The 23173-nt window shown below is 72.4% G+C and carries 26 protein-coding genes; 6 read left to right on the top strand and 20 right to left on the bottom strand.

Annotated elements, in window-relative coordinates; translation table 11 throughout:
• Positions 1-107: 107 nt before the first annotated feature.
• Together ACFYXK_RS18940 and ACFYXK_RS18935 are read right to left on the bottom strand one after the other, a co-directional pair.
• Positions 108-722: a hypothetical protein gene (locus tag ACFYXK_RS18940; protein ID WP_389412106.1), complete on the bottom strand. Its 615-nt coding sequence runs from the start codon at positions 720-722 to the stop codon at positions 108-110.
• 138 nt (positions 723-860) lie between these two features.
• Positions 861-1028 carry a DUF3117 domain-containing protein gene (locus ACFYXK_RS18935; RefSeq protein WP_003966491.1) on the bottom strand — a complete coding sequence of 56 codons (168 nt, stop codon included), beginning with the start codon at positions 1026-1028 and terminating at the stop codon, positions 861-863.
• 333 nt (positions 1029-1361) lie between these two features.
• On the opposite strand from ACFYXK_RS18935, the gene ACFYXK_RS18930 reads away from it, so the two are divergent.
• The gene (locus ACFYXK_RS18930; protein ID WP_389412105.1) at positions 1362-2165 is read left to right on the top strand and encodes an enoyl-CoA hydratase/isomerase family protein; all 804 of its coding nucleotides are present in this window, start codon (positions 1362-1364) and stop codon (positions 2163-2165) included.
• A 42-nt stretch (positions 2166-2207) separates the two neighbouring features.
• Here ACFYXK_RS18930 and ACFYXK_RS18925 read toward each other — a convergent pair whose 3' ends face one another.
• Positions 2208-2783: a DNA-3-methyladenine glycosylase I gene (locus ACFYXK_RS18925; RefSeq protein WP_389412104.1), complete on the bottom strand. Its 576-nt coding sequence runs from the start codon at positions 2781-2783 to the stop codon at positions 2208-2210.
• Positions 2780-3127 (bottom strand): DivIVA domain-containing protein, encoded by a 348-nt coding sequence (locus ACFYXK_RS18920; protein ID WP_383505761.1) that lies wholly within the window; start codon positions 3125-3127, stop codon positions 2780-2782. The genes ACFYXK_RS18925 and ACFYXK_RS18920 overlap by 4 nt, the downstream gene beginning before the upstream one ends.
• Positions 3128-3209: 82 nt before the next feature.
• Here ACFYXK_RS18920 and folP point away from each other — a divergent pair, with 82 nt between their 5' ends.
• Positions 3210-4070, top strand: a complete 861-nt coding sequence (gene folP / locus ACFYXK_RS18915) for a dihydropteroate synthase (RefSeq protein ID WP_266996894.1) — start codon at positions 3210-3212, stop codon at positions 4068-4070.
• 214 nt (positions 4071-4284) lie between these two features.
• On the opposite strand, the gene ACFYXK_RS18910 is transcribed toward folP, so the two are convergent.
• A complete protein-coding gene (locus tag ACFYXK_RS18910; RefSeq protein ID WP_266625789.1) occupies positions 4285-5043 on the bottom strand; it encodes a TIGR00730 family Rossman fold protein in 759 nt (252 codons plus the stop codon).
• A gap of 64 nt (positions 5044-5107) precedes the next feature.
• A complete protein-coding gene (gene dapE / locus ACFYXK_RS18905) occupies positions 5108-6187 on the bottom strand; it encodes a succinyl-diaminopimelate desuccinylase (RefSeq protein ID WP_389412103.1) in 1080 nt (359 codons plus the stop codon).
• An 86-nt stretch (positions 6188-6273) separates the two neighbouring features.
• Between dapE and ACFYXK_RS18900 the strand changes: the two genes are divergently transcribed.
• Positions 6274-7230, top strand: coding sequence for a hypothetical protein (locus ACFYXK_RS18900; protein WP_389412102.1), 957 nt, complete (start codon positions 6274-6276; stop codon positions 7228-7230).
• A 238-nt stretch (positions 7231-7468) separates the two neighbouring features.
• A complete protein-coding gene (locus ACFYXK_RS18895) occupies positions 7469-7864 on the top strand; it encodes an ATP-binding protein (RefSeq protein WP_389412101.1) in 396 nt (131 codons plus the stop codon).
• An 86-nt stretch (positions 7865-7950) separates the two neighbouring features.
• Here ACFYXK_RS18895 and dapC read toward each other — a convergent pair whose 3' ends face one another.
• Together dapC and fdxA are read right to left on the bottom strand one after the other, a co-directional pair.
• Positions 7951-9045, bottom strand: a complete 1095-nt coding sequence (gene dapC / locus ACFYXK_RS18890) for a succinyldiaminopimelate transaminase (RefSeq protein WP_389412100.1) — start codon at positions 9043-9045, stop codon at positions 7951-7953.
• A gap of 122 nt (positions 9046-9167) precedes the next feature.
• Positions 9168-9494, bottom strand: coding sequence for a ferredoxin (fdxA, locus tag ACFYXK_RS18885; protein WP_030291119.1), 327 nt, complete (start codon positions 9492-9494; stop codon positions 9168-9170).
• Between the two features lie 117 nt (positions 9495-9611).
• Here fdxA and ACFYXK_RS18880 point away from each other — a divergent pair, with 117 nt between their 5' ends.
• Together ACFYXK_RS18880 and ACFYXK_RS18875 are read left to right on the top strand one after the other, a co-directional pair.
• Positions 9612-10598 carry a GNAT family N-acetyltransferase gene (locus ACFYXK_RS18880; RefSeq protein ID WP_389412099.1) on the top strand — a complete coding sequence of 329 codons (987 nt, stop codon included), beginning with the start codon at positions 9612-9614 and terminating at the stop codon, positions 10596-10598.
• The gene (locus tag ACFYXK_RS18875) at positions 10595-11386 is read left to right on the top strand and encodes a tetratricopeptide repeat protein (RefSeq protein ID WP_389412098.1); all 792 of its coding nucleotides are present in this window, start codon (positions 10595-10597) and stop codon (positions 11384-11386) included. Before ACFYXK_RS18880 ends, ACFYXK_RS18875 begins: the two co-directional genes overlap by 4 nt.
• A gap of 29 nt (positions 11387-11415) precedes the next feature.
• On the opposite strand, the gene ACFYXK_RS18870 is transcribed toward ACFYXK_RS18875, so the two are convergent.
• From ACFYXK_RS18870 to ACFYXK_RS18815, 12 genes are all read right to left on the bottom strand, one after another.
• Entirely contained in the window at positions 11416-12033 is a 618-nt protein-coding gene (locus tag ACFYXK_RS18870) for a response regulator transcription factor (protein ID WP_389412097.1), read from the bottom strand.
• A complete protein-coding gene (locus ACFYXK_RS18865; RefSeq protein WP_389412121.1) occupies positions 12030-13196 on the bottom strand; it encodes a sensor histidine kinase in 1167 nt (388 codons plus the stop codon). The genes ACFYXK_RS18870 and ACFYXK_RS18865 overlap by 4 nt, the downstream gene beginning before the upstream one ends.
• A gap of 68 nt (positions 13197-13264) precedes the next feature.
• Positions 13265-14020: an ABC transporter permease gene (locus ACFYXK_RS18860; protein ID WP_389412096.1), complete on the bottom strand. Its 756-nt coding sequence runs from the start codon at positions 14018-14020 to the stop codon at positions 13265-13267.
• Complete coding sequence (locus ACFYXK_RS18855) at positions 14020-14976, bottom strand: ABC transporter ATP-binding protein (protein WP_389412095.1); 957 nt, start codon at positions 14974-14976, stop codon at positions 14020-14022. Before ACFYXK_RS18855 ends, ACFYXK_RS18860 begins: the two co-directional genes overlap by 1 nt.
• A gap of 188 nt (positions 14977-15164) precedes the next feature.
• Positions 15165-16982, bottom strand: a complete 1818-nt coding sequence (locus ACFYXK_RS18850; protein WP_389412094.1) for a peptidoglycan binding domain-containing protein — start codon at positions 16980-16982, stop codon at positions 15165-15167.
• A gap of 359 nt (positions 16983-17341) precedes the next feature.
• Positions 17342-17725 (bottom strand): DUF6113 family protein, encoded by a 384-nt coding sequence (locus ACFYXK_RS18845; protein ID WP_389412093.1) that lies wholly within the window; start codon positions 17723-17725, stop codon positions 17342-17344.
• A complete protein-coding gene (gene mshB / locus ACFYXK_RS18840) occupies positions 17722-18618 on the bottom strand; it encodes an N-acetyl-1-D-myo-inositol-2-amino-2-deoxy-alpha-D-glucopyranoside deacetylase (RefSeq protein ID WP_389412092.1) in 897 nt (298 codons plus the stop codon). Before mshB ends, ACFYXK_RS18845 begins: the two co-directional genes overlap by 4 nt.
• 24 nt (positions 18619-18642) lie before the next feature.
• A complete protein-coding gene (locus ACFYXK_RS18835; protein WP_030291103.1) occupies positions 18643-18837 on the bottom strand; it encodes a hypothetical protein in 195 nt (64 codons plus the stop codon).
• 366 nt (positions 18838-19203) lie between these two features.
• Positions 19204-20274 (bottom strand): ABC transporter ATP-binding protein, encoded by a 1071-nt coding sequence (locus tag ACFYXK_RS18830; protein WP_389412091.1) that lies wholly within the window; start codon positions 20272-20274, stop codon positions 19204-19206.
• Positions 20267-21241, bottom strand: a complete 975-nt coding sequence (locus tag ACFYXK_RS18825) for an ABC transporter ATP-binding protein (RefSeq protein ID WP_389412090.1) — start codon at positions 21239-21241, stop codon at positions 20267-20269. The genes ACFYXK_RS18830 and ACFYXK_RS18825 overlap by 8 nt, the downstream gene beginning before the upstream one ends.
• An 11-nt stretch (positions 21242-21252) precedes the next feature.
• Positions 21253-22254 (bottom strand): ABC transporter permease, encoded by a 1002-nt coding sequence (locus ACFYXK_RS18820; protein ID WP_389412089.1) that lies wholly within the window; start codon positions 22252-22254, stop codon positions 21253-21255.
• Positions 22247-23170 (bottom strand): ABC transporter permease, encoded by a 924-nt coding sequence (locus ACFYXK_RS18815; RefSeq protein ID WP_030016603.1) that lies wholly within the window; start codon positions 23168-23170, stop codon positions 22247-22249. The genes ACFYXK_RS18820 and ACFYXK_RS18815 overlap by 8 nt, the downstream gene beginning before the upstream one ends.
• Positions 23171-23173 lie beyond the last annotated feature (3 nt).

Below are 23173 nucleotides of genomic sequence, written 5' to 3'. Positions count from 1 at the left end.
GCCCGAGTACTGGACGTACTCGGGCGCCCCGACAACGCGGCGAGGTGCGGCACCAGACGACGCGGGTCAGGCAAGATCCGGAAGAGACGGCCTAGGTCGCGTCCGGCTCAGCCGAGCAGCAGGAAGGTGAGGGCGGACGTACCGCCCAGCGCCGTGCCGGCGAGGAGTTGCGCCGGGGTGTGCGCCCGCAGGACCAGCCGGGACCAGGCGACGGCGGCGGCGATCAGGGCCGCCGGGAGCACCTGCGGTCCGAAGACCAGCAGCAGGATCATCACGGTGCCGCCGGCCACCGACATGTGGATCGATATCTGCCAGCCGACCGTCACCAGCAGGGACGACACGAGCCCCACGAGCATCGCGACGACGAGCGCGAACACCTCGCCGGGGGCCCCGAGGACGCGCAACAGGGTGACCCCGGCGACCACGGAGACCAGGCTCAGCGCCATCGGGACGATCCGCTGCCCGCGCACGCGGATGTGCTGGTCGGTCAGCGCCCCCCGACGGACGCCGAAGGCGATGATCCCTACCGGGACCACACCGCAGAACAGGGCGGCGAGCAGGCCCCAGCCGAGACCGGTCCACGACGCACCGTGCCATCCGACGAGCAGCAGCAGGGCGACGACCATGTTCGCCGGCGCCAGCCCGTCGGAGACGATGCGGGCGGCCTTCTGGCGGGTAGTGCAGTCGGCGAAGGCCGGCGGCGCGGGCGGGGAGAAGGTCACGGGTGGCTCCGCGGGGCGCAGGGGATCGGTCCGGGACCGGGGTCCGCGGACACGACACAACGCTGCCCCGGCCGCAGCGAGCGGACGGGGCAGCGCAGAGTATGCAGAAAAGCAGAAGGTGGCAGTGCTGTCAGCGGGTCAGCCGACGACCTTCTTCAGGGCGTCACCCAGGGCGTCCGCCTCGTCCGGAGTCAGCTCGACGACAAGCCGACCGCCGCCCTCGAGCGGTACGCGCATGACGATGCCCCGCCCCTCCTTGGTGACCTCGAGCGGGCCGTCGCCCGTCCGCGGCTTCATGGCCGCCATGCTCGTTCCCCTTCCTGAAACCAGCTCATCGTCAGCCGACGGCCCCATTCAGGCGCCTGGAACCCGGCATCGAACACATTGCTTCTTGGCCATTATCCCGCATGTCAGGACCCGATGACCAACATCGGCAGGGAACGCTTGCGCAACGCGCTCGGCCAAAACCACTCATTTCGGGGACGTGCCTGCGATACTTCGCCGCCGCACCCGGCGTTCGCCCTCCGCTTTCTTTGACGCACATCACATGCCCCGGGACGGTCCGGTCCGCCATGCTGGCCCTTGCACCGGCCGGTACCGGCCGGTAGCCAAGCCCGCGACGAAGGGGGACCCCCTGCCATGGCCGACAGCGTGCTCTACGAAGTGACCGACGGACTCGCAAAAATCACGATCAACCGTCCCGACGCCATGAACGCGATGAACACCGAGGCCAAGGTGGCGCTCCGCGACGCGGTCCAGGCCGCTGCCGCGGACACGGCCGTCCGGGCGGTGCTGCTGACCGCGGCCGGCAACCGGGCGTTCTGCGTCGGCCAGGACCTCAAGGAGCACATCGGGAACCTGGCGGCGGACCGCAAGAACGGCTCCTCGCTGACCATGAGCACGGTCGCGGACCACTACAACCCGATCGTGCGCGCGCTGACCGAGATGCCCAAGCCTGTGGTGGCGGGCGTCAACGGCGTCGCGGCCGGAGCGGGCTTCGGCTTCGCGCTGGCCGCGGACTTCCGGGTCGTCGCCGACACGGCCTCCTTCAACACCTCCTTCGCGGGGGTGGCGCTCACCGCGGACTCGGGCGTCTCCTGGACCCTTCCCCGCCTGATCGGCGCCTCCCGCGCCAGTGACCTCCTGCTCTTCCCCCGCTCCGTGAAGGCGCAGGAGGCGTTCGAGCTCGGCATCGTGAACCGCCTGGTCCCCTCGGACTCCCTGCACGCCGAGGCCGAGGCGGTGGCCCGCACCCTGGCGGCCGGCCCGACGGTGGCCTACGCGGCCCTGAAGGAGTCCCTGGCCTACGGGGCCGACCACTCGCTGACGGAGGCCCTGGCCCACGAGGACACCGTGCAGGCCCGCGCCGGCGCCTCCGAGGACCACTCGATCGCCGTCGAGGCCTTCCTCGCCAAGCAGCCGCCGAAGTACCTGGGCCGCTGAGCCCGGCACCCCCGTCGCCGCCCGCCCCCGCCGCCGCCCTGCTCAGGCGGGGGTACGGGCGGCGCAGGCGGCCAGGTGGTCGTTGACCAGCCCGCAGGCCTGCATCAGGGCATAGGCCGTCGTGGGGCCGACGAAGCGGATCCCGGCCTTCTTCAGGGCCTTGGACAGGGCCGTGGACTCGGGCGTCACCGCCGGGACCTCGGAGATCGTCGCGGGGGCCGGGCGGCCCGGCTCCGGCGCGTGCGACCAGATCAGGGCGTCCAGCTCGCCCGGTTCCCACCCCGCCAGGACCTTCGCGTTGGCGAGCGTGGCATCGATCTTGGCCCGGTTGCGGATGATCCCCTCGTCGGCGAGCAGCCGCTCCGCGTCGGCCGGCCCGAATTGCGCGACCTCGGCGATCACGAACCCCGCGAAGGCCGTACGGAAGCCCTCCCGCCGCCGCAGGATCGTCAGCCAGGACAGCCCGGACTGGAAGGCCTCCAGGCACAGCCGCTCGTACAGGGCGTCGTCCCCGTGCACCGCGCGGCCCCACTCCGTGTCGTGGTACGCGATGTAGTCCTCGGTGGCCAGCGCCCAGGGGCAGCGCAGGCCCCCGTCCGGACCCGCGACGGCCGTCACTGCTCCTCCTTGTGCAGGTCGACCGCACCGCCCTGCGCCTGAGCGCGGCTGTGCGCGGCGGCCGCCGTCAGCTCCGCGATCCGCGCGTCCCGCTCGGCGAGCTCCGCCGCGAGCCGCTCCAGTACGTCGTCCACCTCGGCCATCCGGTACCCGCGCGGCGCGACCGGCAGCCGCAGCGCGTCGATGTCGGCCCGTACGACCGGGCGGCTCTCCGGCAGCGCGTCGGCCACCCGGTCCGGCTCCGCGTCCGGCAGCACGGCCTCGGAACCACCGCCCACCACGGCCAGGGTGACCGCCGCGACGACCACGACCAGCGCGATCAGCAAGAACCAGAACACGAGCAACTCCCTGAGAGACATCGGGCCACCGGCCACCAGGTTAAGGTCGCAGCGAGGCGCGAGGGCCGCCGGAGGAGGAAAGAACGGGATGCTGCGACTGGGCAGGCGCGAGTTCGACACCCACGAGCCGGTGATCATGGCCATCGTGAACCGGACCCCGGACTCCTTCTACGACCAGGGCGCGACGTTCCGCGACGAGCCCGCGCTGGACCGGGTCGAGCAGGCGGTCGCCGAGGGCGCCGCGATCATCGACATCGGCGGGGTCAAGGCGGGCCCGGGCGAGCACGTGGACGCGGCCGAGGAGGCCCGGCGCACGGTCGGCTTCGTGGCGGAGGTGCGGCGCCGCCACCCGGACGTGGTGATCAGCGTCGACACCTGGCGGCACGAGGTCGGCGAGGCGGTCTGCGAAGCCGGGGCCGACCTCCTGAACGACGCCTGGGGCGGCGTGGACCCGAAGCTGGCGGAGGTCGCCGCCCGGCACGACGTGGGCCTGGTCTGCACCCACGCGGGCGGGGTCGAGCCGCGCACCCGGCCGCACCGGACGACGTACGACGACGTGGTGGCGGACATCCTGCGCGTCACGGTCGGCCTCGCCGAACGCGCCGCCGCACTCGGCGTCCGCCGGGACGCGATCATGATCGACCCGGGCCACGACTTCGGGAAGAACACCCGCCACTCGCTGGAGGCCACCCGCCGCCTGGGCGAGATGACGGACACCGGATGGCCGGTGCTGGTCTCGCTGTCCAACAAGGACTTCGTCGGCGAGACCCTCGACAAGCCGGTCAAGGAGCGCCTGTTGGGCACCCTGGCCACGACGGCCGTCTCGGCCTGGCTGGGCGCGCAGGTCTACCGGGTCCACGAGGTGGCGGAGACCAGGCAGATCCTGGACATGGTCCGCTCGATCCAGGGCCACCGGCCGCCCGCGGTGGCCCGCCGCGGACTCGCCTGAGCCACACGGCCCGACGGCCGGAGGCCGGCGCAGCCGCTCGAAGCCGGCGAGGCGCCCCGGCGCCGAACCGCGCGAGAGCGGCGTGAAGAAACGGCTCCCGGACATGGTCCGCTCGATCCAGGGCCACCGGCCGCCCGCGGTCGCCCGCCGCGGACTGGCATGAGCCGCGCGGCCCCCGGCGGTCGCCCGCCGGGGGCTCGCGCAGCGGCTGGGGCTACTTGCCGACTTCCTTGGTGACGAGCGCGATCGCCTCGTCCACGTCGTCCGTGACGTGGAAGAGGTAGAGGTCGCGCTCCGAGGCCTTGCCCTGCGCGATCACCGTGTTCTTGAGCCAGTCGACCAGGCCCGACCAGTACTCCGACCCGAACAGCACGATCGGGAACCGGGTGATCTTCTGGGTCTGGACCAGGGTCAGGGCCTCGAACAGCTCGTCCAGCGTGCCGAGTCCGCCCGGCAGGACCACGAAGCCCTGGCTGTACTTCACGAACATCGTCTTGCGGACGAAGAAGTACCGGAAGTTCAGTCCGAGATCCACGTGCTGGTTGAGCCCCTGCTCGAAGGGCAGCTCGATGCCCAGGCCCACGGAGACGCCGTTGGCCTCCCGGGCCCCCTTGTTGGCCGCCTCCATCGCGCCCGGGCCGCCGCCCGTGATCACCGCGAAGCCCGCCTCGACGAGCGCGCTGCCGATCTGCACGCCGGCCTCGTACTCCGGCGATCCGGCGGGCGTGCGGGCCGAGCCGAACACGCTGATCGCCGGCGGCAGCTCCGCCAGCGTGCCGAAGCCCTCGATGAACTCCGACTGGATGCGCAGGACCCGCCAGGGATCGGTGTGCACCCACTCGGAGGGCCCGGCCGAATCCAGCAGCCGCTGGTCCGTCGTACTGCCCGCCTGCACCTGGCTCCGCCTGCGCAGCACCGGCCCGAGCTGCTGCTCCTCGGGCCGACGACGAGCGTTGCCTTCGGGGTTGCCCATGATGTGCTCCCTCCTGCTGATCGTTGGATCAGGGTAGGCGCACAAAGGTGACGAGAAGCGGAATTCAGGAGGTCAGCCAGGCGCGGAGTCGTTCTTCGCAGTGGAGGATCGCCTTCGTCTCCACGCGCTCGTCCACCTTGTGGGCCAGCAGGGCGTCGCCCGGGCCGTAGTTCACCGCCGGGACGCCGAGGGCGCTGAAGCGGGACACGTCCGTCCAGCCGAACTTGGGCATGGCCCGGCCGCCGACCGCCTCCATGAAGGCCGCCGCCGCGGGGTGGGACAGGCCCGGGAGGGCGCCGCCCGAGAAGTCGTCGATCACGAACTCGTCGACGCCGCAGTCCGCGAAGACCTCCCGGACGTGGGCGATCGCGTCGTCCATGCTGCGGTCGGGGGCGAAGCGGAAGTTCACCGTCACCGTGCACGCGTCGGGGATGACGTTGTTGGCGACGCCGCCCTCGATGCGGACCGCGTTGAGGCCCTCGTGGTACTCGAGGCCGTCGATGACGGGCTTGCGGGGCTCGTACGCCGCGAGTTTGGCGAGAATCGGGGCGGCCGCGTGGATGGCGTTGGAGCCCATCCAGCTGCGCGCGGAGTGGGCGCGCTCGCCGGACGTGCGGAGCAAGACGCGCAGGGTGCCCTGGCAGCCGCCCTCGACCTCGGCGTTCGACGGCTCCAGCAGGACGGCGAAGTCGCCGGTCAGCCAGTCGGGGTGGGCCTCGGCCACCTTGCCCAGGCCGTTGAGGTCGGCGGCGACCTCCTCCTGGTCGTAGAAGACGAAGGTGAGGTCGCGGTTGGGCTCGGGCACGGTCGCGGCGATGCGCAGCTGTACGGCGACGCCGGACTTCATGTCGGTCGTTCCGCAACCCCACAGGACGTCGTTCTCGTCCAGGCGGGACGGGACGTTGTCGGCGATCGGCACCGTGTCGAGGTGGCCGGCGAGCACGACGCGCTCGGCCCTGCCGAGGTTCGTGCGGGCCACGACGTTGTTGCCGTACCGGTCGACCGTGAGGTGCGGAAGGGCGCGCAGGGCGTGTTCCACCAGGTCGGCGAGGACCTTTTCGTCGCCGCTCACGGACGGGATGTCGACGAGCCGGGCGGTCAGCTCGGCGGCGTCCAGGGTGAGGTCGAGCTCGGATTCGGACATGGCTCTGACCCTAACGCCCCGGGCTGCGACGAACGTCCCACGTCCGGCCGGTGGACGCGTCACGTGGCTCAAGTACGGTGGGCGGCGTGTCCAAGAGCGATCACCCCCGTCCTCGCCGCCGCCGGCCGCTGCTCAAAGTCGCCGGTGCGTTCGTGCTGCTCGCGCTGATCGGCTACTTCGCCGTGCAGTACGAATCGACGCAGGGCGGTGGCGGCGCCCCGCACTGCACGGCCGCCATGCGGACGAATCCGACCCTCGTCGACATGACCCCCGAGCAGGCCGGCAACGCGGCGACGATAGCCGCGGTCGGCGTGGCCAAGGGCCTGCCGGACCGGGCCGTGACCATCGCGCTGGCGACCGCGATGCAGGAGTCCGGGCTGCGCAACCTGCCCCACGGCGACCGGGATTCGCTGGGCCTGTTCCAGCAGCGGCCCTCGATGGGCTGGGGCACCGAGCAGCAGATCATGGACCCGGTGTACTCGGCCGGGATCTTCTACGAGCGCCTCGTCGCGGTGAAGGGGTACTCGCGGCTCCCGCTGACGGAGGCCGCGCAGCAGGTGCAGCTCAGCGGCTTCCCCCAGGCGTACGCGAAGCACGAGCCGGACGCGACCGTCCTGACGGCCGCCTTCGCCGGTGACGGCGAGCTGAGCTGCGGCGGGCCCGCGCCCACCGCGCCGGGCGACCCGGAGAAGGTGCGGACGGAGCTCACCCGGATCTTCGCCAAGGACAAGCTGCACTCCGCTCCTGCGGAGCCGCGCCGGACGCCGGACGCGGGCCAGGAGGTCAAGGAGGCCGAGGTGACCTTCGTCGAGAAGAAGGACGGCGGCGCGTCCGCGGCGCGCGGCAGCAAGGCGATGGCCGGCTGGGCGGTGGCCAACGCGCGGGGCATGGGCATCGCGCGGGTCTCCTACGGCCGGGACGGCTGGGTGGCGGGCGAGGCCAAGGGCAAGTGGCAGCAGAAGGGCGGCCAGGGCGGGAAGTCGGCCGCCGCTGATCCCTACCGCGCCGATCAGGACGAGGTACGGATCTTCGTCGCCCGCTGACACACCGGGCGCACGGCGCGGTCGCGCGTACGAGACGTCCCCCGTACGGGGGGATCCGGCGGGCCGTCCGATCCGCCCCCGGGAGGACGGAAGCCCTGGTCGGCGCGCATCCAATGGGCTTTTCGCGGAAGCCGATTAAACGATGCGTTACTGATCCTTTACCCGGTGGCTCCGCAACTCCACCCGCCCCCTGAGCGGTTGTACACGGCGTACTCAGCCGCTACCGCTTAGGAGCATCATGTCCCTCCCCCTGACCCGCCGGATCGCCCGTACCGCGCTGCTGCTCGCAGCCGGGGCAGCTCCCGTGGTCGGTGCGGCCGGCGCGGCCAGCGCCGCGGGCCTGGAGTCCGTGCCGCAGCTGGGCGCCCTCACCAGCCCGGACGCCGCGGGCACCGCGGGCGACGTGGTCGGCACCGGTGAGGCCGCTGCCACCACCGCGACGGACACCGCCGCCAAGGCCGTACCCGGCGCCCCCGCGCAGGTCACCGACACCGCGGGCGCCCTCCTCGGCGGGCTGCCGGCCAAGGGCCTGCCGACCGGGAACCTGCCGACCGGCGCCGTGCCGGCCGGCGAGCTGACCAGCGCGGTTCCCACCCAGGGGCTGCCGCTGGGCGGGCTTCCCCTGGGCGGCTGATCCGCCGCGAGCAGGAACGCCGAGGGGCCGGGAGCACGAACTCCCGGCCCCTCGGCCCGTGTGCAGGGTGCGGACCCGGCGCCGGATCAGGCGAGGCGCTTGACCGCCGCCCCGACGCGCTCGTCCGTGGCCGTGAAGGCGACGCGGACGAACTGCGCGCCCGCCTCGCCGTAGAAGTCGCCCGGCGCGACCAGGATGCCCAGCTCGGCGAGGTGGGCGACCGTCTCCCAGCAGGCCTCGTCCCGGGTCACCCACAGGTACAGGCTGGCCTCGCTGTGCTCGACCCGGAAGCCGTGCGCCTCCAGGGCCGCCCGCAGCGCCCCGCGCCGCGCCGCGTAGCGCACGCGCTGTTCCTCGACGTGCGCGTCGTCGCCGAGCGCCGCGACCGTGGCCGCCTGCACCGGGGCCGGGGTCATCATGCCGCCGTGCTTGCGGATCTCCAGCAGTTCGCCGAGCACGTCGGCGTCACCGGCGATGAACGCGGCCCGGTAGCCCGCCAGGTTGGAGCGCTTGGAGAGGGAGTGGACGGCGACGATGCCCTCGTACGAGCCCCCGCAGACGTCGTCGTGCAGGACGGAGACGGGCTCGGCCTCCCAGCCGAGCTCCAGGTAGCACTCGTCGCTGAAGAGCAGGATCCCGTGCTCGCGCGCCCAGGCCACGATCCGGATCAGGTCTTCCTTCGGGATGACCTTCCCGGTCGGGTTGGACGGGGAGTTGAGCCAGAGCAGCTTCACACCGGCCGGGTCCAGCTCGGTGGGGTCGTCGTAGACGACCGCCTCGGCGCCGCACAGCCGTGCGCCGACCTCGTACGTCGGGTAGGCGAGCCGGGGGTAGGCGACCTTGTCCCCGGCGCCCAGGCCCAGCTGGGTCGGCAGCCAGGCCACGAGCTCCTTGGAGCCGACGACCGGCAGGACGTTGCGGTGTCCGGCGGCGCTCGCGCCGAGGCGGCCCCGCAGCCAGCCGGTGATCGCGTCGCGCAGCGCGACGGTGCCCCACACCGTGGGGTAGCCCGGGGAGTCGGCGGCCGCGACGAGGGCGTCCTGGATCAGCTGCGGGACCGGGTCCACGGGCGTGCCGACGGACAGGTCGACGATGCCGTCCGGGTGGGCCGCCGCCGTCTTCTTGTACGGCTCCAGCTTGTCCCAGGGGAAGGCGGGAAGACGTGCGGATACTGCGGCCACGGTGTTCTCTGCTCTCTACTGGTGCTGGACGTACGGGGCGTACGGGCAAACGACTCGGTCCCGCGCGGCACGGGGGCCGTACGGGACCGAAGCACGCGTTCTGCCGTGTGGGGCAGTGGCCGTCAGTGGCCTTCGCCCATGGGCGGCAGCGCGGCGATGAAGGGGTGATCGCGCTCGATCAGGCCCAGCTTGGAGGCACCACCGGGCGAACCGAGCTCGTCGAAGAACTCGACGTTCGCCTTGTAGTAGTCCTTCCACTCTTCCGGAGTGTCGTCCTCGTAGAAGATGGCCTCGACCGGGCAGACCGGCTCACACGCACCACAGTCGACGCACTCGTCCGGGTGGATGTACAAGGACCGCTGGCCCTCGTAGATGCAGTCGACGGGGCACTCTTCGATGCATGCCTTGTCCTTGACGTCGACACAAGGCTCCGCGATGACGTAGGTCACGCTCTCGTTCCTCCTCGGTAGGGCTTTCCATATCGCGCGGGAGCGCGGCGTCGTCGATGCCCACGCCTAGTATCTCCGTTCCCGGGCACGATCCGAACAGGAGGGGCGGACAGAGCTGTGGAAATCACTGCCGGTGGGCTGCTGGAGATCCGTATTACCCCGGCTGACGTGGGTAAACGTGTCTCTGTACGACGGGTGGAGAGTGGCTCGAGAGAGTCACCGTCGTTCACCGACACGGTAGGAGTTCTCACATCCTGGAACCAGGGTGTGCTGACGATCACACGAAAGAGCGGCGAGTCGGTCCACATCGCGGAATCGATGCTGGTGGCGGGCAAGATCGTGCCCCCGGCCCCGGCCCGGCGGCGGGGTCCCGCGGCTTCTTTCGAGGAGCTGGCGAGGACCGGGGCGCGGGCCTGGCAGCCGCTGGAGAGCGAGCCGCTGGGCGAGTGGACGCTGCGGGCATCCGGCGGGTTCACTCGGCGGGCCAACTCCGTGCTGCCGCTCGGCGACCCCGGGCTCCCGCTGGACGAAGCACTCGCGCGAGTGACGTCCTGGTACGCGGAACGTGATCTTCCGGCGTATGTGCAGACGGCGACGGGGGCGGTCGGCACCCAGGAGCTGCTGGGCGCGGAGCTGGAGCGCCGGGGCTGGGTGAACGAGGTGTCGGCGCAGGTCCGGATCGCGGCGCTGGCGCCGATCGCGGACGTGGACACCGCCGCCGCCGGCGCGGAGGTGCGGCTGGCGCGCGCCCCGGACGAGGAGTGGCTCGGCCGGTACGGGCGGGTCGAGGACCCGGAGGTGGCCCGGCGGGTGCTCGTCGCGGGGCCGTCGGTGTGGTTCGCGACGCTGCCCGGACGGGCGATCGGACGGCTGGTGGTGGACGGCCGGTGGGCCGGCTTCGCGGCGGTCGAGGTCGACCCGGCGCACCGGCGCACGGGCCTGGGCACGGCGGTGATGGCGGTGCTGGCCCGGCAGGCGCTGGAGGAGGGCGCGTCGGCGGCGTGGCTGCAGGTGGAGGCGGACAACGAGGGGGCGCGGGCGCTGTACGACGGCCTGGGCTTCGCGACGCACCACGTGTACCACCACTTCCGGGCGGCGCGATGAGCGCGGAATCCCGGGAGCGGTTCGCGCAGGAGGCCCGCTCCGCGCGGCCCGACCTGGCGCTGCTGTGCCTGCTGCTCGCCGCGGAGGCGGATCCCAAGCTGGACGAACGGGCCATGGACTGGGCGCAGATCGAGCTGGACCGGCTGGCGGGGTTGCTGCCGTACGGGCTGCGCGGCGGCAAGGCGTGGGCCTCGGCGGTCACCGAGCTGCTGGGCGGCCGGATGGGCTTCCACGGCACCCCCGCGGACTACGACCAGCTGTCGTCCTCGCTGCTGCACGAGGTGCTGCGGCGGCGCCGGGGCCTGCCGATCCTCCTGTCCGTCGTGTGGCTGGAGGTCGCGCGGCGGGCGGGTGCGCCGGTGTACGGGCTGGGGCTGCCGGGGCACTTCGTGGTGGGGTTCGGGGACCCGGACGAGGGTCTGGTCGTGGACCCGTTCGCCGGGGGCGCCTCGCTGGGCGCCGGTCCGGCGGAGCTGGCCGCGGAGCCGCGTACGCCGGCCCGGACGCTGGACATCGTCCTGCGGATCCTGAACAACATCAGGGCGTGGGCCTCGGCCCGGCCCGAGCAGTCGGGGGTGGCGCTGTGGGCGCTGGACCTGTCGCTGCTGCTGCCGTCGCATCCGGCGTCGCTCCGCTACGAGCGGGCCAGGCTGCTGGTCGAGCGGGGGGAGTTCGCCTCCGGCGCGGCGGAGCTGGAGGCGTACGCCCTGGTCGTCGACGCGATCGATGCGGGGGCCGCGGCCCGGATCCGCTCGGAGGCCCTGTCCGCCAGGGCGCTGCTGAACTGACCCGGGGCTCCGCCCCGGGGCCGGATCGGCTACAGCCAGCCCTTTTCGCGGGCCGTGCGGACCGCTTCCGCGCGGTTGCGGGAGGCGAGTTTCTGGATCGCCGTCGAGAGGTAGTTGCGGACCGTGCCCTGGGACAGGTGGAGCCGGGCCGCCAGCTCGGCGTTCGTCGCGCCGCCCTCGGCGGCGCGCAGCACCTCCCGTTCCCGGTCGGTCAGCGGGTTCGCGCCCTCCGCCAGGGCCGCCGCCGCCAGGGTGGGGTCGATGACGCGCTCGCCCGCCAGGACCTTGCGCACCGCCTCCGCGAGCTGCGCCGCCGGGGCGTCCTTGACCAGGAACGCCGAGGCCCCCGCCTCCATCGCGCCGCGCAGGTAGCCGGGGCGTCCGAAGGTCGTCAGGACGACGATCTTGAGGTCCGGGACGGCGGTCCGCAGGGCCTCCGCCGCCTCGATGCCCGTCATGCCGGGCATCTCTATGTCGAGCAGCGCGACGTTCACGTCGTGCGCCCGGGCCGCCGTCACCACCTCGTCGCCGCGGGCGACTTGGGCCAGCACCTCGATGTCCGGCTCCAGTCCGAGGAGGGCCGCGAGGGCTTCGCGGACCATGGACTGGTCCTCCGCCAGGAGGATCCGAATGGGGCGTTCGCTCATGATCCCGATCCTAGGCCGTGCCGTCCCAGGGGGACGCGGGCCAGCAGGCGGAAGCCCTTCTTGCCCGTCTGGCCGGCCGACAGGGTGCCGCCGACCGCCTCGAGGCGTTCCGTCAGGCCCGTCAGGCCGTTGCCCGCGGCCGAGGGGCCGCCCGCGCCGTCGTCCGCGACCGACAGCTCCACCACCGGTCCGGCCAGGGTCTGGAGGGTCGCCAGCCGGACCGTGCACCGCTGCGCCCCGCTGTGCCGGACCACGTTGGTCACGGCTTCCCGGAGCGACCAGGCCAGTGCCGACTCCACCTCCTCGGGGAGGTCCTCCACCGGCTCCGCCGGGAGGTCCGCCCGTACGCCCGCCGCCGTCAGCGCGGTCCGCGCGCCGGCCAGTTCGCCCGGCAGGGTCGCCCGCCGGTAGCCGCTCACGGCCTCCCGTACGTCGACCAGCGCCTGCCGGCTGACCTGCTCGATGTCGGCGACCTGCCGGGCCGCCTGCTCGGGACTGCCGGGCAGCATCCGCCCCGCCAGCTCGCTCTTGAGCGTGATCAGGGACAGCGAGTGGCCGAGGAGGTCGTGCAGGTCGCGGGCCATCCTCAGGCGCTCCTCGTTCGCCGCGAGCTGCGCCACCGTGGCCCGCGCCTCGCGCAGTTCCATCGTCGTGCGGATCATCGCGCGGATGCCGACCATCGCGAACCCGCCCATCAGGGCCGGGATCAGCAGCCCGGCCAGGTATGCGTCGCCGCCGGGCACCGCGAAGGCCGTCATCGCGAGCAGGGCGGTGGCGCCCGGCACCGTGAAGCGGGAGATCTCCCCCGGCAGCGCGGCGCCGGAGGCGATCGCCACGTACACGAACAGGACGAGCCATTCGCGGCCCAGGGTCAGCGACAGGATCGTGGCCTGCGCGGAGAGGACCGCCACCGAGAGCAGCACGCGCCGCACCTCGGTCTGCCGGGCGGTACGGAAGACCAGGACCAGGTACCAGGCGACGAAGGCCGCGAGGCCCAGGCCGCCGAGCAGCCGGGGCCCGAGACCGTGTCCCCCGCGGACCAGGTCGGTGACGGGGGCGCTGAGGTAGAACAGCCAGACGCCGATCCACAGCGACTTCACGATCTTCTCCCGGCGGTTCCCGGGGCGCAGCCCGATCCGGGAACCGCCCTTCGCTCCCGTCATGCCGGCTTCGGTCATCGGCTCGGTCGCACCGGTCGCCCCCGTCGCACCCATCACGCTCGTCACACCCGTCATGCCTTCAGCGAGTCCTTGCGGTACAGCCAGGCGGCGGCACCGGTGAAGAGTACGAAGTACACCGCCAGGATCGCCACGTCCTTCAGGTGCGGTGCGCCCCCGAGCTCGATGGCCTGGCCGAGGCCCGCGTACGCCCGGGTCGGCAGCCATTCGCAGATGTTCTGCAGCCACTGCGGGAAGTTGCCGGTCGGCATCCACAGGCCGCCGAGGATCGAGAGGCCGAAGTAGAACAGCATCGTGATCGGGCGGACGGTGTCCCCGCTCGCGAGGTAGCCGATCGCCACGCCGAGGGCGGCGAAGACCAGGCTGCCGGCCCAGATGGAACCGGTGAGGGCGAGCCACTGCCAGGCCTCGAACCGGACGCCCTTGACGCCCGCGGCGACCGCGAACACCACGAGGATGGCCGGCAGGGAGAGCACGCCGGCGCTGGCGGTCTTGCCCAGGACGTAGCCGCGGCCGGGCAGGGCGGTCAGCCGGAGCTGGCGGACCCAGCCCTTCTCGCGCTCCTTGGCGATGCGCTCGCTGTTGCCCATCAGGACGGCGGTCAGGGCGCCGAAGGAGGCCATGGCGACCATGTAGAAGGCGGGCATGGTCAGTTCGGTGCCCATGACCTTCGTGGTGCCGTCCAGGGTTCCGCCGAGCATCAGGAACAGCGCGGCCGGGTAGAGGACGGTGAAGAACAGGTACTTCTTGTTGCGCAGGGCGCGGCTGATCTCGAGCTTGATGAGCTGGAGCGTTCCGGTGGTCGGCATTACTTGGCCTCCTCGGCCTCGGTGAGGGCGATGAAGGCCTGCTCCAGGCCCAGCCCGGCGACTTCCAGGTTCCGGGGGTAGAGCCCCAGGGCGTAGACGGCGTGGACGGTGGCGTCGGCGTCGCGCGACTGGAGCCTGACCGTGTCGCCGTTTCGCTCGTAGCCCGTCAGGTGCGGCAGGGCGCGCAGCGCGGCCTCGTCCACCGGGGCGTCCCCGGCGAGGTCGAAGGCGATCCGGCGGGCACCGGCCTTGGCCTTGATCTCGGCGGCGGTGCCGTCGGCGAGCAGCCGGCCCTTGTTGAGGACCAGGACCCGGTCGGCGATCGCGTCGGCCTCTTCCAGGTAGTGGGTGGCGAACAGGACGGTGCGGCCCTGGGCCGCCTGCTCGCGCATCGTGGCCCAGAAGGCCTGCCGGGAGGTGACGTCCATGCCGGTGGTCGGCTCGTCGAGGACGATCAGGTCGTTGTGTCCCGCGGTGGCGAGGGCGAAGCGGACGCGCTGCTCCTGGCCGCCGGAGAGCTTGTTGACCATGCGGCCGGCGATCTCGGTGATCCCGGCGCGGCCGAGGACCTCCTCGACCGGGTGGGGGCGGGGGTGCAGGGCGCAGCCGAGGGCGACGACCTCCCGTACGGTCACGTCCTCCATCAGGCCGCCGCTCTGCAGCATCGCGCCGACCCGGCCGGCCGCGATGGCCTCGCGCGGGGTGGTGCCGAAGAGGCGGACGGTGCCGGAGTCGGCGGGGCGCAGGCCCAGCAGCAGGTCGAGGGTGGAGGACTTGCCGGCGCCGTTGGGGCCAAGCAGGGCGACGGTCTCGCCGGGGTGGAGTTCGAGGGAGAGGCCGTCGACCGCGCGGACCGCGCCGTAGTTCTTGGTCACGTCGTGGAAGGCCACCACGGGGCCGGCGCCGGGTCCGGTGTCCTGTGCGGCGGTGGTGTGCGCCGGGGTCGTCGTCGTCATGACCGAAGATTCCCGCGTACGGGGGTGCGCGCGGCAGTGTCTGCGGTCGTGAACGGTGGATGACAGATGTCATGCGGTCGGCATGACGGCCCGGCCGCGCCCGGTGGCGGGGCCTGCGGCGGACGCGGCGGCGGGCACGGCGGAGCCCCCGCCCGGGGGCCGGACGGGGGCTCTGTGCAGCCTGGCGGCTAGTTGGGGTTGGTGTTGATGGTGGCGGTCCGCTCGGCCGTGGTCTTGCCGCGCAGGGCCGTGCCGAGGGCGCCGGCGACGTCCTGCGGGGTGACCGCGGTCTTCTCGCCCGTGCCGCGCGTGATCAGGACGCCGTCGAAGGTGTTCCCGTACGTCGCCTTGAGCGCTTCCAGGTCGTACTTCTCGACCAGGTGCCCGTCCACGACCTGCATGCTGAGGATCTTGGGCAGGGACTTGGCCCCGAAGGGGATGGACTTGGCGCCGGCCTTGACCGTGGCGGGGGCGGACATCGCGGGCTCCGCGAACTCCTTCATGACCCGGTCCAGTTCGGCCTGGTCGATGACGGGGTTCTTGGTGGCGACGGGGAGTTCGACGGGGGCCGACTTGCCGGTGGCGACCATGTCGCGGAAGGCCTTCTTGACCAGCTCGGCGGAGGCGTCCGCGTCCAGGGTGGAGCCGGGCTTGCCGGGGACGGCCACGGCCTTGCCCGTGTCGAACTTGATGGTGCCCTCGGTGGCGGTGCCGGCGGTTGCGGCCAGCTCCTGGAGCGCGACCTGGAGCTTCTCCTCGTCGATCGGCATCACGGGGTCCGCGATGCGCTCGTTGCCGAGGAGCGAGCCGATGACCGTGACGGGGTTGTAGTCGCTGCCCGCCGCGTTGCGGACGGTGGTCTGGGCGTCCAGGCTCAGGCCGGCCTTCTCGGGCTTGAGCTCGACCGGCTTGCCGCCGACGGTGAGTGTGAGCGGGGCCGCGGCGCGGTTGCCGAACGCCGTCTGGAGCTTGCCGACGGCCTCGTCGCGGCTGCCGCTGATGTCGACGCCGAGGACGGTGGTGCCCTTGGGGACGTCGGAGTGGTTCAGCAGCAGCCCGGCGCCGTAGGCCACGCCGAGCAGGGCGATGAGGCCGCCGCCGACGAGGACCAGCTTGGAGCGGCCCTTCTTGATCTTGGTCGGCGTGGCGGCGGCCGGCTTCGGCCGCGCCGGGGCGGGGACCGGGGTCGGGGTGGGGATCGGCGGGAACGGCTCGTCCAGCTCCGGTCCGGGCCAGCGGGGGGCCTCTTCGCCGAGCGGGACGGTGCCGAGCGCGGGGCCGCCGGTGGGGCCCGCGGGGGCGCCGGGGCCCGTGGGGCCCGCCGGGCCGCCGTACGCGGGGAACGGCTCGGTGGCGGGTCCGCCGTCGCCGCCGCCGTAGCCGGGGAGGCCCGGGGGCGTGCCGACGCCGGGGCCGCCGGGCCGCCGGGGCGCGAGGGGCGCGTCGGGGCCGGGGCCACCCGGTCCGTAGCCGGGGCCGGCCGGAGCGGGCGCCGGGGCGAAGCCGTGGGCGGGCGTGTCGAAGCGGGGGCCGGCCGGGGCTCCCGTACGGGGGCCCGCGGGGCCGGGGGCACCGGGGGCACCCGGGGCGAAGCCGGACACCGCGGCGCCCGGGGCTCCGCCGGCGGGCGGCGCCGGGGTACGGGTCGGCAGCGGGGCGGGGCCGGCCGGCGTGCGGCCGGGCAGCGCGGGCGCGGGGCCCGCGGCGGCCGGGGTACGGGTCGGCAGCGCCGGGGCCGGTGCGGGCGCCGCAGCGGCCGACTTGCGGGGGGCGAACCAGTTGCTGGTCGCCTCCTCCGGCTCGGCGGCCGGCGCGGGCTCCGCCGCGGCCTGCTCGGCGACGGGCTCGGCCTCGGGCTCCGGCTCGGCGGCGGCGGCCGCCACCGGCTTGCGTACGACCACCGGCGGGATCGGCCGGGAACCGGGGATGTTGATCCGGATCCGGGTCGTCAGGGTGGTCTCGGTCTTCGGCCCGTCGGTGTCGGGCGTGGACGGGTTCGAGGTCACAGAGTTCTCCTCCGAGGCAGTCGCCGCGCCGGGCCCGGACGGCACGGGCATGGACGGGTACTGGCCGGTTCCGTACGGCGGTGTACCCGAGGGGTAAGCGGCTCCACCGCGCCCCTGGGGCCCGGAGGACGAACTGTCGGTTTCACGACTCAAGGCAGGTTCTCCCGGTTGGCTCCGCCGCCCGTCATACCGTGCGCGGGCAGCTCGGCGGCCCGACCACCATACTGGCCGTCGCCCTCACGCAACTGTCCTAGGGGAATCAGGGGTTCCCCTTCGACCCCTCCAGAGCCCTTCCGAGCAGCCCGGGAGCCCCGGCCCAACCCCCCTGAACGCGCACCTCGACGGAGTTCAACGGCACGTCACTTGCCGGACTGCGCGGCCGAAACCGGTCCCTCGAACGGGCCGCGCAGCGTGGCACACATCACAGCCAGCACCGTCCCGCCCAAAAGGTAGGCGTACATACCGATTCCGGACGAACCGAGCAGGAAGTCCCCCTCGGGGCGCGGGACGCCGAGCAGCACGTACGCGAGGAACCAGCCGACCACTGCGGCGCCCACCCCGAGCCCGGTCCCGACGGCGATCCGGCCGCCGGCGAACAGCCCGAAGAGCGCCAGCAGTGCCAGCAGCAGCCCGCCGGGGAACCACAGGTCCACGACGAGCCAGCCGGCGATGCCGGTCAGCACTCCCGCCACCAACAGGCCGAGCAGGACGGCGATCCGCGCGGGCGTCAGGGTCCCGGTCATGCCTGCACCCCCGCGAACAGGTCGTGCTCGCGCTCGCCCGCCGGTGCGCCCGGCCGGCCCGCGACCAGTTCGTAGTACTCGCGGGCGAACAGCGGCTGCGCGAGGTCGTTGGAGAGCGCGAAGAAGGGCCCCTCCACGGCGATCTGGGTGGCGTGGGCGCGCATCGCGGCCGTCTTGGCCGCCACGAACGCCTCGTCGCCACCGATCTCGGCGGTGATCCGCCCGTCGGCGACGACACCGGGCACGTCGTCCGGCGAAGCGAGCCCCGGGAAGGGCGCCTTGGCCCCCGCGGCCTTCAGCCGGGCGAAGCCCTCCTCGACCACCGAGCGCGGGACCCGGTTCCAGTAGATCTTCCCGATCTCCCACGGGTCGCCGAGGTCGCGGCGGTACGTGACCTCCGCGGCCAGCTCCGCGCCGCGCATGGCGACCCGGTGGGCCTGGATGTGGTCGGGGTGCCCGTAGCCGCCGTCGGGGTCGTAGGTGACGAGCACCTGCGGGCGGACCTCCCGGACGACCTCGACCAGGTGGGCGGCGGCCTCGTCCACGTCGGCGGACCAGAAGGAGCCGGGCCGGCGGTTCTGCTCGGCGCCCATCATCCCGGAGTCCCGGAAGCGGCCGGGGCCGCCGAGGAACCGGTGGTCGGTGACGCCCAGTTCCGCCATGGCGGCGGCGAGCTCGCCGATGCGGTGGGCACCCAGGGTGTCGTCGCGGTCGGGCGCCAGGTGGGCGAGCCCGGGCGGGATGACCTCGCCCTCCTCGCCGAGGGTGCAGGTCACGAGGACGACGTGGGCACCCTCGGCCGCGTACTTGGCCATGGTGACGCCGTTGTTGATCGACTCGTCGTCCGGGTGCGCGTGCACGAGGAGAAGCCGACGGGCGGGAAGACCGTTCATGGGGCCAAGACTACGAGGACCCGCCTACAACTTGAGCCCACTGATCATGCTGGCCACGTTCGTGGTCAGCTGGCTGAGGGTCGGCGCGATGGTCGAACTCGCCAGATAGAACCCGAGGAGCACACAGACGACGGCGTGTCCCGCCTTCAGGCCCGACCGGCGGACCAGTAGGAAGACGACGATCGCCAGCAGCACCACGGCCGAGATCGAGAGTGCCACGGCGTTTCACCTCCACGTCGAGCGGACATCGGTACGCGTACTCGTACTCAGTGCTCGGCGGAGTCATACCCACCGTGCGCTACGGATCATAACTATCCGTACCAGCGCATCGATCGAATTCCGGCAGCACGAGGGGCGCACGCCGCGCATGCGCAGGGTCACGGGGGAGGCCGGCCGGGGAGCCTGTACGCCTCCCCGGCCGGCTGTCGGCACCCGCACGGCCGCACGGGACCCAGGCTGCACGCCTCAGATCTCGGGACAGAAACGGTCAAGTTGCCTACGTGTAAACCGCGTTGGCGGGAAAGCGGCCCTGACGGAGCGAATCCGCGCGGGGTGGCCGGATTTCGCCCCTCGGGGCCGGGCCGCTCATTCCGTCGCCGGCGGGTCCGGCGCGGCGGGAGGCGGGGGTCGCTCGTCCGGGGCCGGGACGACCTGTTTCTCCGCCGCGAAGTGGCAGGCCGAGGGGTGGGCCGCCGGGCCGGACGGGAAGGCCTCGGGGACGGCCAGCAGCGGGACCTCGTCCGTGCAGCGCTGCTGCGCCTTCCAGCAGCGGGTGCGGAACGGGCAGCCCGAGGGCGGGTTGGCCGGGGAGGGCACGTCGCCGGTCAGGATGATCCGCTCGCGGTGGGCGCGCGCCTGCGGGTCCGGGACGGGCACGGCCGACAGCAGGGCCTGGGTGTAGGGGTGGGTGGGGTGGTCGTAGATCTGGGTGTCGGTGCCGATCTCCACCACCCGGCCCAGGTACATGACGCCGACCCGGTCGGAGATGTGCCGCACGATCGAGAGGTCGTGCGCGATGAAGACGTACGACAGGTCGAACTCGTTCTGGAGGCGGTCCAGGAGGTTGATCACCTGGGCCTGGACCGAGACGTCGAGCGCGGAGACCGGCTCGTCGGCCACGATGACCTCCGGCTGCAGGGCGAGGCCGCGGGCGATGCCGATGCGCTGGCGCTGGCCGCCGGAGAACTGGTGCGGGTAGCGGTTGATGTACTCCGGGTTGAGCCCGACCACGTCCAGGAGCTCCTGGACCTTGCGGCGCCGGTCGCCCTTCGGGGCCACCTCGGGGTGGATGTCGTACGGCTCCCCGATGATGTCGCCGACCGTCATGCGCGGGTTCAGCGAGGTGTACGGGTCCTGGAACACCATCTGGATGTTGCGGCGGACGGCCTTGAGGGCCTTGCCGGACAGCCTGGTGATGTCCTCGCCCTTGTACGAGATGGCACCGGCCGTCGGGCGTTCCAGGTTGACCAGCATCTTGGCGACCGTGGACTTGCCGCAGCCGGACTCGCCGACGATGCCGAGGGTTTCGCCCCGGGCCAGGCCGAAGGAGACCCCGTCGACCGCCTTGACGGCACCGACCTGCCTCTTGAAGAGGATGCCCCGGGTCAGCGGGTAGTGCTTGACGAGGTCCCTGACCTCCAGGATGGGCTCAGCCACCGAGGCACTCCTTCCAGAAGAAGCACGCGCTCGAGCGGTCCGGGCCGGCGGGCGCGAGCGGCGGGACGTCGGTGCGGCAGACCGCCTGCGCCATCGGGCAGCGCGGGTTGAAGGCGCAGCCCGGCGGGATGGCCAGCAGGTTGGGCGGCAGGCCCTTGATCGCGTAGAGCTCCTGGCCCTTCTGGTCCAGGCGCGGGATCGAGTCGAGCAGACCGCGGGTGTACGGGTGCGCGGGCGCGGCATAGATCTCGTGGACGGGGGCCGCCTCGACGATCCGGCCGGCGTACATGACGGCGATCTTGTCGGCGACGTCGGCGACCACGCCGAGGTCGTGGGTGATGAGGATGAGCCCCATGTTGAGCTCGCGCTGGAGCTCGGCCAGCAGGTCCATCACCTGGGCCTGGACGGTGACGTCCAGTGCCGTCGTCGGCTCGTCCGCGATGATCAGGGAGGGCTCCAGGGCCAGCGCCATCGCGATCATGATGCGCTGGCGCATGCCGCCCGAGAACTGGTGCGGGTAGTCCCCCACGCGCTCCCGCGCCGCCGGGATCTTCACCCGGTCCATCAGCTCGACGGCCTTGGCCTTGGCGTCCTTGCGGGACATCCCGCGGTGGACCTCGTACATCTCGCCGAGCTGGGCGCCGACGCTGAGCACCGGGTTCAGCGAGGACAGGGCGTCCTGGAAGATCATCGCCATCTCGGCGCCGCGGATCTTCCGCCGCTCCTCCTCCTTGATCTTCAGCAGGTCCTTGCCCTTGAAGAGGATCTCGCCGCCCGCGATCTTGCCGGGCGGCACGTCGAGGATGCCCATCACGGCCTGGGCGGTCACGGACTTGCCCGAGCCGGACTCGCCGAGCACGGCGAGCGTCTCGCCCTCGTCCACCGAGTAGTTGACGCCGTTGACGGCCTTGGCGACTCCGTCCCGCGTACGGAACTCCACATGGAGGTCGCGGACTTCGAGCAGCATGTGCCCACTCCTCAGCGCAGCTTGGGGTCGAGGGCGTCGCGCACCGCGTCGCCGAGCATGATGAACGCGAGCACGGTCAGGCTCAGCGCGCCCGCCGGCCAGAGCAGCATGTGCGGGGCGTTGCGGATCTGCGAGGCCGCGTTGGAGATGTCGATGCCCCAGGAGACGGTGGGCGGGCGCAGGCCGACGCCGAGGAAGGACAGGGTGGCCTCCAGGGCGATGTAGGTGCCCAGCGCGATGGTGGCGACGACGATGACGGGCGCGATGGCGTTCGGCGCGACGTGCCGGAGCAGCATGCGGCCGTTGCCGGCGCCGAGGGCCCGGGCGGCCTGGACGTAGTCGTTGTGTTTGGCGGTGATGACGGAGCCGCGGCCGATGCGGGCGATCTGCGGCCAGCCGAGGAGCACGATGAAGCCGACGACCGGCCAGACGGTGGTGCTGGTGACCACGGACAGGAAGACCAGGCCGCCGAGGACCACGGGGATGCCGAAGAAGATGTCCGCGACCCGGGAGAGCAGCGAGTCGCCCCAGCCGCCGAAGAACCCGGCCAGCCCGCCGAGCACCGAGCCGAGCAGGGCGGCGCCCAGGGTGGCGCAGACTCCGACGGTGATGGAGGCGCGGGCCCCGTAGACGGTGCGGGTGTAGACGTCGCAGCCCTGGGTGTCGTAGCCGAACGGGTGGCCGGGGGCGGAGCCCTGCTGGGACTTGGACAGGTCGCACTGCAGCGGGTCGCCGCTGGCGATGAGCTGCGGCCAGATCGAGATGATCACGAGGAACAGGATCATCAGCGAGGAGATGACGAAGACGGGGTTGCGCCGCAGCTGGTGCCAGGCGTCGGACCACAGCGAGCGGGCCTTCTCGCCCGGGCCGGTGGGCGCGTCGCCCAGCTTCTTCTCGAGGCTCTCGGCCTCCTCGATCGCGAGGTCTATGGGCCCTCCCTGGCCGGTGGGCGCGATGGCCTCCCCCGCTCCGGGCTGCAGCGGGTCGAAGACGGGCTCGTTGCGCTCAGGCATAACGGATCCTCGGGTCCAGGACCGCGTAGAGCAGGTCGACGAGCAGGTTCGCCAGCAGGAACACGATGACGAGGATGGTCACGAAGCCGACGACCGTCGGGGAGTTGTTGCGCAGGATGCCCTGGTAGAGCTGGTACCCGACGCCGTGGATGTTGAAGATCCGCTCGGTGACGATGGCGCCGCCCATCAGGGCGCCGATGTCGGTGCCGATGAAGGTGACGACGGGGATGAGCGAGTTGCGCAGCAGGTGGCGGGTGACGACCCGGCGGCGCGGCAGGCCCTTCGCGACGGCGGTGCGCACGTAGTCGGCCTTGACGTTCTCGGCGATGGAGGTGCGCGAGAGCCGGGTGACGTAGGCGAGGGAGACCAGTGCGAGCACGATGCCGGGCAGGATCAGCTCGTTGAGGGGGGCGTCCGGGGAGACGGTGGGCCGGACCCAGCCCCATTTGACGCCGAACAGGTACTGGAGCAGATAGCCGGTCACGAAGGTCGGCACGGAGATGACGACGAGGGTGAGCACCAGCACGGTGGTGTCGACGGACTTGCCGCGGCGCAGGCCGCTGATCACCCCGAGGGTGATGCCGATGACGATCTCGAAGAAGATCGCGACGAGGGTCAGGCGCAGGGTGACGGGGAAGGCCGAGGCCATGAGCTCGGTGACGGGCTGCCCGTTGAAGGCCGTGCCGAAGTCGCCCTGGAAGATCTGGCCCATGTAGTGGAGGTACTGCTCCCACAGGGGGCGGTCGAGGTAGAGGTCCTTGCGGATGCGCGCGGCGGTGGCGGGGTCGGGTGCCTTGTCGCCGAAGAGGGCGGCGACCGGGTCGCCGAGCGCGTACACCATGAAGAAGATCAGGAACGTGCTGCCGATGAACACCGGGATCATCTGGAGCAGCCGCCGGATCACATAACGTCCCATGGA

This window comes from Streptomyces sp. NPDC002209 (assembly GCF_042890265.1).
Taxonomy (GTDB): Bacteria; Actinomycetota; Actinomycetes; order Streptomycetales; family Streptomycetaceae; genus Streptomyces.
The sequence above is the reverse complement of the archived record's forward strand: the minus strand, read 5'-3'. Positions and strand labels throughout refer to the sequence as shown.

What these genes read in the sequence shown, in the direction of transcription:
- ACFYXK_RS18895 (WP_389412101.1), top strand. Translation starts at nt 7,469, where the DNA reads ATGTCCCTCCCCCTGACCCGCCGGATCGCCCGTACCGCGCTGCTGCTC.
- ACFYXK_RS18935 (WP_003966491.1), bottom strand. Translation starts at nt 1,028, where the DNA reads ATGGCGGCCATGAAGCCGCGGACGGGCGACGGCCCGCTCGAGGTCACC.
- ACFYXK_RS18860 (WP_389412096.1), bottom strand. Translation starts at nt 14,020, where the DNA reads ATGCCGACCACCGGAACGCTCCAGCTCATCAAGCTCGAGATCAGCCGC.
- ACFYXK_RS18865 (WP_389412121.1), bottom strand. Translation starts at nt 13,196, where the DNA reads ATGACGGGAGCGAAGGGCGGTTCCCGGATCGGGCTGCGCCCCGGGAAC.
- ACFYXK_RS18870 (WP_389412097.1), bottom strand. Translation starts at nt 12,033, where the DNA reads ATGAGCGAACGCCCCATTCGGATCCTCCTGGCGGAGGACCAGTCCATG.
- ACFYXK_RS18815 (WP_030016603.1), bottom strand. Translation starts at nt 23,170, where the DNA reads ATGGGACGTTATGTGATCCGGCGGCTGCTCCAGATGATCCCGGTGTTC.
- mshB (WP_389412092.1), bottom strand. Translation starts at nt 18,618, where the DNA reads ATGAACGGTCTTCCCGCCCGTCGGCTTCTCCTCGTGCACGCGCACCCG.
- ACFYXK_RS18825 (WP_389412090.1), bottom strand. Translation starts at nt 21,241, where the DNA reads ATGCTGCTCGAAGTCCGCGACCTCCATGTGGAGTTCCGTACGCGGGAC.
- ACFYXK_RS18910 (WP_266625789.1), bottom strand. Translation starts at nt 5,043, where the DNA reads ATGGGCAACCCCGAAGGCAACGCTCGTCGTCGGCCCGAGGAGCAGCAG.
- ACFYXK_RS18845 (WP_389412093.1), bottom strand. Translation starts at nt 17,725, where the DNA reads ATGACCGGGACCCTGACGCCCGCGCGGATCGCCGTCCTGCTCGGCCTG.
- dapE (WP_389412103.1), bottom strand. Translation starts at nt 6,187, where the DNA reads ATGTCCGAATCCGAGCTCGACCTCACCCTGGACGCCGCCGAGCTGACC.
- ACFYXK_RS18875 (WP_389412098.1), top strand. Translation starts at nt 10,595, where the DNA reads ATGAGCGCGGAATCCCGGGAGCGGTTCGCGCAGGAGGCCCGCTCCGCG.
- ACFYXK_RS18930 (WP_389412105.1), top strand. Translation starts at nt 1,362, where the DNA reads ATGGCCGACAGCGTGCTCTACGAAGTGACCGACGGACTCGCAAAAATC.
- ACFYXK_RS18820 (WP_389412089.1), bottom strand. Translation starts at nt 22,254, where the DNA reads ATGCCTGAGCGCAACGAGCCCGTCTTCGACCCGCTGCAGCCCGGAGCG.
- ACFYXK_RS18855 (WP_389412095.1), bottom strand. Translation starts at nt 14,976, where the DNA reads ATGACGACGACGACCCCGGCGCACACCACCGCCGCACAGGACACCGGA.
- folP (WP_266996894.1), top strand. Translation starts at nt 3,210, where the DNA reads ATGCTGCGACTGGGCAGGCGCGAGTTCGACACCCACGAGCCGGTGATC.